The organism is Polyangium sp. 6x1, from assembly GCF_029946515.1.
In the GTDB taxonomy this organism is placed as follows: Bacteria; Myxococcota_A; Polyangia; order Polyangiales; family Polyangiaceae; genus Polyangium.
In genome coordinates this window covers 98,450-107,655 of record NZ_JARZHH010000038.1, presented here as the reverse complement: position 1 = coordinate 107,655, position 9,206 = coordinate 98,450, and the positions used below count along the sequence as shown (strand labels likewise).

General features: G+C 68.5%; 9 protein-coding genes. 3 read left to right on the top strand and 6 right to left on the bottom strand.

All coding sequences use genetic code 11. The annotated features are described in order from the left end of the window. Positions 1-914 (top strand): class I SAM-dependent methyltransferase (locus tag QHF85_RS30425; RefSeq protein ID WP_281330865.1); only part of this gene is annotated, 914 nt, incomplete at its 5' end. After that, positions 911-2,947, top strand: a complete 2,037-nt coding sequence (locus QHF85_RS30420) for an FAD-binding protein (protein WP_281330864.1) — start codon at positions 911-913, stop codon at positions 2,945-2,947. The genes QHF85_RS30425 and QHF85_RS30420, both read left to right, overlap by 4 nt. A gap of 13 nt (positions 2,948-2,960) precedes the next feature. Here the strand turns inward: QHF85_RS30420 and QHF85_RS30415 are convergent, their stop codons facing one another. The 6 genes from QHF85_RS30415 to rpmE all read right to left on the bottom strand — a co-directional run bounded on the left by QHF85_RS30415 (position 2,961) and on the right by rpmE (position 6,961). Further along, a complete protein-coding gene (locus tag QHF85_RS30415) occupies positions 2,961-3,443 on the bottom strand; it encodes a dirigent protein (protein WP_281330863.1) in 483 nt (160 codons plus the stop codon). A gap of 17 nt (positions 3,444-3,460) precedes the next feature. Then, positions 3,461-3,799, bottom strand: coding sequence for a histidine triad nucleotide-binding protein (locus tag QHF85_RS30410; RefSeq protein ID WP_281330862.1), 339 nt, complete (start codon positions 3,797-3,799; stop codon positions 3,461-3,463). 30 nt (positions 3,800-3,829) lie between these two features. Continuing rightward, positions 3,830-4,423 carry a hypothetical protein gene (locus tag QHF85_RS30405; RefSeq protein WP_281330861.1) on the bottom strand — a complete coding sequence of 198 codons (594 nt, stop codon included), beginning with the start codon at positions 4,421-4,423 and terminating at the stop codon, positions 3,830-3,832. Beyond that, entirely contained in the window at positions 4,420-5,511 is a 1,092-nt protein-coding gene (gene prfA, locus QHF85_RS30400; protein WP_281330860.1) for a peptide chain release factor 1, read from the bottom strand. The genes QHF85_RS30405 and prfA overlap by 4 nt, the downstream gene beginning before the upstream one ends. Before the next feature lie 16 nt (positions 5,512-5,527). Further along, entirely contained in the window at positions 5,528-6,646 is a 1,119-nt protein-coding gene (locus QHF85_RS30395) for a DUF1385 domain-containing protein (protein ID WP_281330859.1), read from the bottom strand. Positions 6,647-6,748: 102 nt separating this feature from the next. Next, the gene (gene rpmE / locus QHF85_RS30390) at positions 6,749-6,961 is read right to left on the bottom strand and encodes a 50S ribosomal protein L31 (protein ID WP_281330858.1); all 213 of its coding nucleotides are present in this window, start codon (positions 6,959-6,961) and stop codon (positions 6,749-6,751) included. Positions 6,962-7,291: 330 nt separating this feature from the next. On the opposite strand from rpmE, the gene dnaK reads away from it, so the two are divergent. Then, positions 7,292-9,196: a molecular chaperone DnaK gene (gene dnaK, locus QHF85_RS30385; protein ID WP_281330857.1), complete on the top strand. Its 1,905-nt coding sequence runs from the start codon at positions 7,292-7,294 to the stop codon at positions 9,194-9,196. The last annotated feature ends 10 nt before the right edge of the window (positions 9,197-9,206 follow it).

The window sequence follows — 9,206 nt, the reverse complement described above, 5'->3', positions numbered from 1 at the left end:
GGCGTCAGGCGCCGACGGTCCCCGACCCTGGCGTCGTGCCGACCGCGTCGACCTCGCTCCCGCCGCCCAAGGCCCCGCCGCCGCCGCCGGCGTCCGCGCAGGCGACCCCGCCGCCGGCGGCCTCGGCGCCGTCCAAGCCGGTCAGCCTGCCCGAGCCGAGCCGCCGGCGTCCGCGCCCCTGGTGGGAGGACCTCTTCGACGACGACATGATCCGCACGATGGATCGTACCGACGCGAAGGTGATCCGTCGCGAGGCCGATTTCATCGAATCGTGCCTCGGCCTGGAGAAGGGCGCGACGATCCTCGACCTCGCGTGTGGCACGGGCCAGCACGCCGTCGAGCTCGCGAGCCGCGGCTATGGCGTCGTCGGCTACGACCTCTCGCTCAACATGCTCGCGCTCGCGGCCGACGAGGCGCAGGGGCGCGCGCAAAAGCTCAATTTCCTGCAGGGCGACATGCGGGAGATGGCGTTCGACCAGGTCTTCGACGGCCTGTATTGCTGGTCGACGAGCTTCGGATATTTCGACGACGAGAAGAACCTCGACGTCCTGCGGCGGATGCACCGCGCCTTGCGCGTGGGCGGTATCCTCGTGCTCGACATCATCAACCGTGATTACGTGGCGCCTCGCCAGCCGAGCCTCGTCTGGTTCGAGGGCGACGGCTGCGTGTGCATGGATGAGATGCAGGTCGATTTCTTCACGAGCCGCCTCAAGGTCAAGCGCACGGCCATGTTCGACGACGGCCGCGCCCGCGAAATCGAGTATTCGATCCGCCTCTACGCCCTCCACGAGATCGGCAAGATGATGCACGACGCCGATTTCAAGGTCGTCGAGGTCACGGGCCACACCGCGCATCCGGGCGTCTTCTTCGGCTCGGAGTCGCCGCGGCTCGTCATCGTGGCCGAGCGCAAGTGAACCTCGAAGCGGCGCTCGGTCAGGCCCTGCCGAACCTCACGGTCTCGGCCTCGCCCGTCGATCGCATCGCCTACGCGCGCGACCTCTGGCCGCGCCACCACCTCGCCGTCTCCGACGGCCGCATCGCCGACCACCGGCCCGGCGTGGTTGTCTGGCCAAACAACACGGAGGACGTCGCCTCCGTCGTCCGCTTCTGCGCGAAGGAAGGCATCCCGCTCGTCCCGTTCGGCGCGGGCTCGGGCGTGTGTGGCGGCGTTTTACCGGACGAACGTACGGTCGTCCTCGATCTGAAGCGCCTCGACCGCGTTCGACGCCTCGACGCGGAGGCGGGCGTGCTCGACGTCGAGGCGGGCGCGCTCGGGATCCGGCTGGAAGAGGATCTCAATGCCGCGGGCCATACGCTCGGGCACTTTCCTTCGTCCATTCTCTGCTCGACCGTCGGCGGCTGGGTCGCCGCCCGCAGCGCGGGGCAATGCTCCGGGCTCTACGGCAAGATCGAGGACATGGTCGCCTCGCTCGAATGTGTGGTCGGCGAGGGCGAGATCGTTCGATTCGATCGCCGCCTCCACGGGCCCGACGCGACGCCGCTGATCATCGGCAGCGAGGGCGTGCTCGGCGTGGTCACCTCCGCGCGACTGCGGCTCCATCCGGCGCCCGCGGCGCGCGCGTTCGGCGCGTTCTCGTTCCCCACGGTCGAGGCGGGCTGGGAGGCGATGCGAGAGATGTTCCAGAGCGGGATCCGACCCGCGGTCGCGCGCCTTTACGACGTGTTCGATTCGTTCATCGCCCGGCTCGGCTCGGTGCGCCGGCGCAAGCACGCGGGGCCGAAAAAGACGCTCGAAGAGCGGGGCGAGGGCGCCGGGTTTGGCGCGGCCGTCTTGCGGCGGATCCTGCGCCGCCCGGGCGTGCTCAATCGAATCGTCGACGCGGCGCCGTCGGATTGGCTCGGCGGCGCGACGTTGATCCTGGTCTTCGAGGGGCAAGCCGCAGAGAGCGAGGCGGATTTCGCACGGGCGAAGCAAATCGCGCTCGCGAGCGGCGCGCGCGACCTCGGCGAGGGGCCGGCGCGGCATTGGCTCTCGCATCGGTACAGCGTGAGTTATCGGCAATCGCCGGTCTTCATGGCCGGCGCCTTCAGCGACACGATGGAGGTCGCGGCCCCGTGGTCGCGCCTCGGCGAGCTTTATCGCGCGGTGCGCGAGGCGCTCGGCAAGAGCGTGTTTGTCATGGCGCACCTCTCCCACGCGTATCCCGACGGTTGCAGCATCTATTTCACGTTCGCCGGCAGCGCGCCGACGCCCGCGGCAATGGAATCCGTCTACGACTGGACCTGGCGCACCGCGCTCGACGCGGCGATCGGCGCGGGCGGCACGCTCTCGCATCACCACGGCGTGGGGCGCAGCAAGGCGCCGCGCCTCGGGGCCGAGCTCGGCCGCGGCATCGACGTCGTGCACGCCCTGCGGCATGTCCTCGATCCGCGCGGCATCATGAACCCCGGCAACCTCCTGCCGCGCGACCCGCCCGAGCGCCGCCCCGTCCCGCCGCCGCCCGAGAGCCCCACGCTCGACCGCGCCTCGCTCCTCGTCCACGCGAGCGGCGCGGCCACGCTCGCCGAAATCGAGACGTTCCTCGCGCGGTCGGCCCTCACGCTCGGGCTCGGCGAGGGCGCGCCCGACCTCGCCACGACGACCGTCGACGCGTGGCTCTCCCGCGGTGCCCCCGGCGCGCCCGATCCGTGGCTCGATCCGGCCGATCACCTCGTCGCCGGCTTCACCGCGCGCCTCCGCTCCGGCGCCGAATTCGAGGTGCGCCCCTCTCCGCGCCGCGCCGTCGGCCCCGACCTCTTCGCGCTCTTCTTTGGCATGAACGGCCGCGCCGGCGTGATTCGCTCGGCGCATTTGCGAGCGCATTCCCGCGATCCGCTCACGCGGCCGCGCCCGCTCGAAGCGCGCCTCGAGCGCAATCCGCCGCTCGGCGAGTCCGAGGCGGCCTGGATCGACCGAATGGCCGAGGCCGCCGCGCGCATCGATTGACGAGGGACGTCCCTCAATAAGGGACGATCACGTCGTAGACGAAATTGTATTCGACCTTCGGCGCCGGCGTATCGCGGAAGCCGAGGCGCATCTCGCCGCTCGCCTGCGCGTAGATGCCCGTGCCGCCCGTGATCGCGAGCTCGGACTCCTCGGCGTCGAAGAACGGCCCGGCGACCGAGATCTGGCCCTCCGAGAGGAACACCGTCCATTCGCACTCCCAGGACTTCCCGACCTCGGTGCGCACGCAATACCCCTGGTCGGTGCCGACCTGGTTCGCATTCGCCTTGTCGAAGACCGGATTCGCGAACGTGAGGATGTCGCCGACCGTATCCATCATCGTCGCGTCGGCGTGCGTGACCGTCTCGTTGTCGGCGTGCTCGACGAGCTCGATCGTCCGCCTGACGAAGTCCGGAGCCGGCTGGCCATCGCCCTCGTCGCCGCAGCCCACGAGCGCGGTCGACGCGACCAAGCAAACCATCGAAAAAGCGAAACGCATCGTGTCCCTCGCTTCGATCAGCCCGGCGGCCACGCGAGCGGCCTGCCCCCGAGCACGTGCACGTGGATGTGATGCACGGTCTGTCCCGCGTGCTGGCCGTGGTTGATGACCACGCGGAAACCCGACGGCATAAGCCCCGCGTCCTCGGCCACGCGCCGCGCCGCGACGAGCAGCTTGCCGAGCACCTCGGCCTGATCGGCGGTCACCTCGCCGATCCCCGAGATGTGCTGCTTGGGGATCACGAGGACGTGGATCGGCGCCACGGGGTTGATGTCGTGGAACGCGACGAGGTCATCGTCCTCGAACACGATCCTCGCCGGGATCTCTCGCTTCGCGACCTTGCAGAAGATGCACATCTCGTCCTCCCCGGATGCACGAAGCTCGCGTTATCGCTCGGTCGCCCCCTCGGGTAAAGAAGAAAGACCGGAAGGCGCGGGGGATGGCACGCCGGACGCCGAAGTGTCGTCCCGTTCGTCCGGATCACACGGTTCGTCGAGGTCACAGGCCTCGTCCGCGGCGAGCGCGCCGCTCGACGTGAGCGCGGCGAGATCGGGCGCGAGCTTGCGCAGCGTGTCCTCGATGCGCGCGCGCACCGGATCGTCCTCGCCGAGCGGCGCGAACGCTTTCTCGTCCGGCGGCGTCGCCTTCGCGATCGCGCCCGCGCGGCACGCGAGGGCGTAGCGCACGATCGAGAGCTCGAGCTCCGAGAGCGTCGTCGTGCGGCGCAGGTTCAGCGAGGGGACGACGTACGTGAACGTCGCGCCGCCGTCATCGCGTTCGTCGATCGCGACGATGTGCCCGCGGCGCGCGGGGTCGCTCTGCGTGACCTCGGCGACGACGCTGCGGAGGAGCTTGGCGCGGCGACGAACGCGGGCCGCCTCAAGGTCGGTGTAGAGCGCGAAGAAGCGGTTGCGCGAGTACGTCCCCGGGACGAGCACGAGCGCGACGAGCAGCGCCTCGAGATCGGGCCGCGTGATCATTCGCTCTCGGGGGGGCGATCCTCCGAGCCGCCCTTCTTCAGGAGCTCGGCCTGGCGATGCGTGCGCAGCGCGGCGATGAGCTCGTCGAGGTCACCGTCCATGATGCGGTCGAGCTTGTGCATCGTGAGGCCGATGCGGTGATCGGTGACGCGGTTCTGCGGGTAGTTGTAGGTGCGGATCTTCTGCGATCGCTCGGCCGATCCGACCATCGTGCGGCGCTCGGCAGAGAGCGCCTCTTCCTGGCGCTTGCGCTCGATGTCGAGCAGGCGGCTCTTCAGCACCTTGAGCGCCTTCGCCTTGTTCTTGAGCTGCGAGCGCTCGTCCTGGCACTTCACGATGATGCCCGTCGGGATGTGGCGGATCTGCACGGCGCTGTTCGTCGTGTTCACGCCCTGTCCGCCGGGGCCGCCGGAAGCCGCGATCGAGATGTCGAGGTCCTTGTCGTCGATCTGCACGTCGACGTCGTCGGCCTCGGGCAGCACGGCGACCGTCGACGTCGACGTGTGGATCCGGCCCTGCGCCTCGGTCGCGGGCACGCGCTGCACGCGGTGCACGCCGCCCTCGTAACGCAGGTTCGAGTAGACGTCCTGGCCCGTGACGAGCGCGATCACCTCTTTGTACCCGCCCGCCGAAGCCTCGCTCACGCTGAGGATCTCGACCTTCCAGCGCTTCGTCTCCGCGTACCGGACGATCATGCGGAAGACGTCGGCCGCGAAGAGCGCGGCCTCCTCGCCGCCCTCGCCGCTGCGGATCTCGACGATCGTGTTTTTCGCGTCGTTCGGATCCTTCGGCAGGAGGAGCAATTCCAGCTCGCCCGCGATCGTCTCGCGCTCGGCTTCGAGCTCGGGCAGCTCCGCACGCGCGAGCTCGCCGAGCTCGGGATCGGCGAGCACCTCGCGGTCCTCCGCGATGCGACGCTCGACGTCGTTCAGACGCGCGAACTGCGCCACGACGGGCTCGAGGTCCGTGCGCTCCTTGTTGAGCTTCTGCAGCTTGGCGTGATCGGCGAGCACCTCCGGCGAGCAGAGCAAGTGCTCGAGCTCCCGGAAGCGCCGCGCCACGGCTTCGAGCTTCGCGATCGGCAACATGGCTTGAGGTCCGAGTTCAGACGCGCGCGGAAACGTAGCCCGGATCCGCGAGGAGTCGGCCGTAATCGGGGAAGACGCGGTCGGGCACCTCGGCGGGCGCGCTCGTGGTCGCGGCTTCGCGCCAGAGCGTCGCGCGGAGCGACGCGAGCGCCACCTCGAGCTGCGCGGGCTCGGGCTCCGCGGTCGTGATCTTCTGGACGAGGAAGCCCGGCCAGAGCAGCACCTGGAGCGGGCCCACCGTGCAGAAGCGCGCGAAGAAGCGCTGCAGCTCGTAGGTGATGGCCGCGATGAACGGCAGGAAGGGCAGCTTCATGAAGAAGAAGCCCACGCTCTGCGCGAGCCGTCCGCCGGGGATCGTCGGGAGGAACGCGCCGATCGCCGAGAAGACGAGGATCGACACGAGCGCGACCATCACGAGGAACGTGGTGCCGCAGCGCGCGTGGAGCGTGGTCTTCTTGGCCGCGTTCTCGACCGTGAGCTCCTCGTGGGCCTCGTAGGTCGAAATCGCCTTGTGTTCGGCGCCGTGGTACTGGAACACGCGGCGAATCTCGGCGACCTGCCGGATGAGCAGCATGTAGCCGACGACGATGAGGAGCTTCGCCGCGCCCGTGAGCGCCTGGAAGCCGGGCGAGCCGACGTCGAGGTCGAGCTTCAGGAGCTTGTTGATGCCCTCGGCGCCGGCCTGCGGCGCCGCGACGAACAGGCCCACGGCGAACAGGATCGAGATGAACCCGAACCCGCCCGCGCCCTTGCTCCCCGTGGACGGGGCCGCCTCTCCGCCCGAGGTGACGAGCGAGAGGATCGGCAGCGAGAGCGCCGTGAGCACGTTGCTCGCGGTCGGCGGCTTTTTCTTCGACGCCGGCTTGTCGTCGTCATCCAAGTCTTGCTCGAAGAGATCGGCCGACCAGCGCAGGGCTTGCGAGCCGAGCTTCAACGATTCGACGACGGTGACGATGCCGCGCACGAGCGGCCAGGTGCGCGGACCTTGCGCGAGCGTGGGCGCGGCCCTTTCACGGACCACGAGCTCGCCCGAGCGTCTTCGGCACACGATGGAAAGCGAGCGAGGGGATCGCATCATGACCCCCTCGATCACGGCTTGCCCGCCGATGTACGGGCGCGCGACTTCCTGGCTCATCGGGAAGACTCTAGCGCGGGAAGTACCCGAGTGGGAGGCGCCCCCCCGCAGAGCGGGCGCCCCGCGGGGGGAGATAGGCGGAAAAGGATATTCCGCGCTGGATCAGGTCGCCTTTTGCGTCTGCGCGTACTTCTTGCGGAAGCGGTCGACGCGGCCGGCGACGTCCATGACCTTCGCCTTGCCCGTGTAGAACGGGTGGCACGCGGAGCAGATGTCGGTCGTGAAGCTGCCGCGGGTCGATTGGGTAACGACGACCGAGCCGCAGGCGCAGTTGATCGTCGACATGACGTAGTTGGGGTGGATGCCTTGCTTCATGGCGCTTCCTCCGAGAAGGGCCGAGCCTCTTAGCACGCACATCCCGGAGATCGCAAGGGACGGTCGTCACGGACCGGCAGGTTCTTCCGGGACGGCCCGACCCGGGCATGGATTTTTCCGGGTTCTGCCAGCGCTTCCGTTGACGTGAGGGGGCGTGTGGTTACTTTCGACCGCGAAGCGACCCGCGAAGCCGGAGCGACTCGAAAAACAAGAAGGATTTCGAAGCTTTCCGGCTCATTTACGTAGCGTTTTCCAGGCAGGCTCTCCCTGGCCGCTCTGCCTCGCACGCGCCGAATTCCGTGCGCGACCGTCTCGGAGGAAAAGGTTCCCATGGGCAAGATCATCGGCATCGATCTCGGCACGACGAACAGCGTTGTCGCGGTGATGGAGGGCAAGGAGCCCAAGGTCATCGTCAACGAGGAGGGCTCACGGATCACGCCGTCGGTCGTCGCGTTCGACGACAAGGGCGAAGTGCTGGTCGGGCAGATCGCGAAGCGCCAGGCCGTCACGAACCCGCTCAACACGATCTACTCGGCCAAGCGTTTCGTCGGCCGCCGCGCCGAAGAGGTGAGCGAGGAGATCAAGCGCGTCCCGTACAAGGTCGTGAAGGGCAAGAACGGCGACGCCGTCATCGAGCTGCGCGGCAAGCAGCACTCGCCGCCGGAGATCTCGGCGAAGGTCCTGCAGAAGCTGAAGAAGGCAGCAGAGGACTACCTCGGCGAGAAGGTGACCGACGCGGTCATCACCGTCCCCGCGTACTTCAACGACGCGCAGCGCCAGGCGACGAAGGACGCCGGCCGCATCGCGGGCCTCGAGGTCAAGCGCATCGTCAACGAGCCGACCGCGGCCGCGCTCGCGTACGGCCTCGACAAGAAGAGCGACGAGGTCATCGCGGTCTACGACTTCGGCGGCGGCACGTTCGACATCTCGATCCTCGAGGTCGGCGACAACGTCGTGCAGGTCATCTCGACGAACGGTGACACGCACCTCGGCGGCGACGACGTCGACCACCTCGTGATGGATTGGCTGATCGCCGAGTTCAAGAAGGACACGGGCATCGACGTCGCGAACGACAAGATGGTCGTGCAGCGCCTGAAGGACGCGGCCGAGCAGGCGAAGATCGAGCTGTCGAACGTGCAGGAGACGACGATCAACCTGCCGTTCCTCACGGCCGACGCGTCGGGCCCGAAGCACCTGCAGAAGCAGCTGAGCCGCGCGAAGCTCGAGCAGATGATCCGGCCGCTCATCGAGCGGACGATGGAGCCCGTGCGCAAGGCGCTCTCGGACGCGAAGAAGACGCCGCAGCAGATCGACGAGGTCGTGCTCGTCGGCGGCTCGACCCGCATCCCGCTCGTGCAGGAGACGGTGAAGAAGTTCTTCGGCAAAGAGCCGCACAAGGGCGTGAACCCGGACGAGGTCGTGGCCGTCGGCGCCGCGGTGCAGGCGGGCGTGCTCTCCGGCGACGTGAAGGACCTCGTGCTGCTCGACGTCACGCCGCTCTCGCTCGGCGTCGAGACGCTCGGCGGCGTGATGACGGTGATGATCTCGCGCAACACGACGATCCCGACGCAGAAGAAGGAGACGTTCTCGACGGCGACCGACAGCCAGCCCTCGGTCGAGGTGCACGTGCTGCAAGGCGAGCGCACCGAGGCGCGGTACAACCGCACGCTCGGCCGCTTCCACCTGGAAGGCATCATGCCGGCGCCGCGCGGCGTGCCGAAGATCGAGGTGACGTTCGACATCGACGCGAACGGCATCCTCAGCGTGCACGCGAAGGACATGGCGACGGGCAAGGATCAGCGCATCACGATCACGGCCTCCGGCGGCCTCAAGGAGGACGAGATTCAGCGCATGGTCCGCGAGGCCTCCGAGCACGAGGCCGAGGACAAGCGTCGTCGCGAGGAGATCGAGCGGCGCAACAAGCTCGACAACCTCTGCTACCAGATCGAGAAGACGGTCTCCGAGAACAAGGACAAGCTGCCCGAGAGCGACGTGTCCGCGCTGAACGGCATCGTGACCGAGGCGCGTCAGGCGATCGAGAAGCAGGACGACGCGGCGGTGACGGCTTCGCTCGAGAAGCTCGAGAAGGAGATGCACCGCATCGCGAGCGTGATGTACGAGAAGGCCGGTCCGCAGGCCGGTCCGCCGCCCGGCGAAGGCGGCGCGCCGCCCCCGCCCGCGGGTGGCAAGGGCAAGGACGGCGTCATCGACGCGGAGTTCGAAGAAGGCTCCTGATCCGTAAACA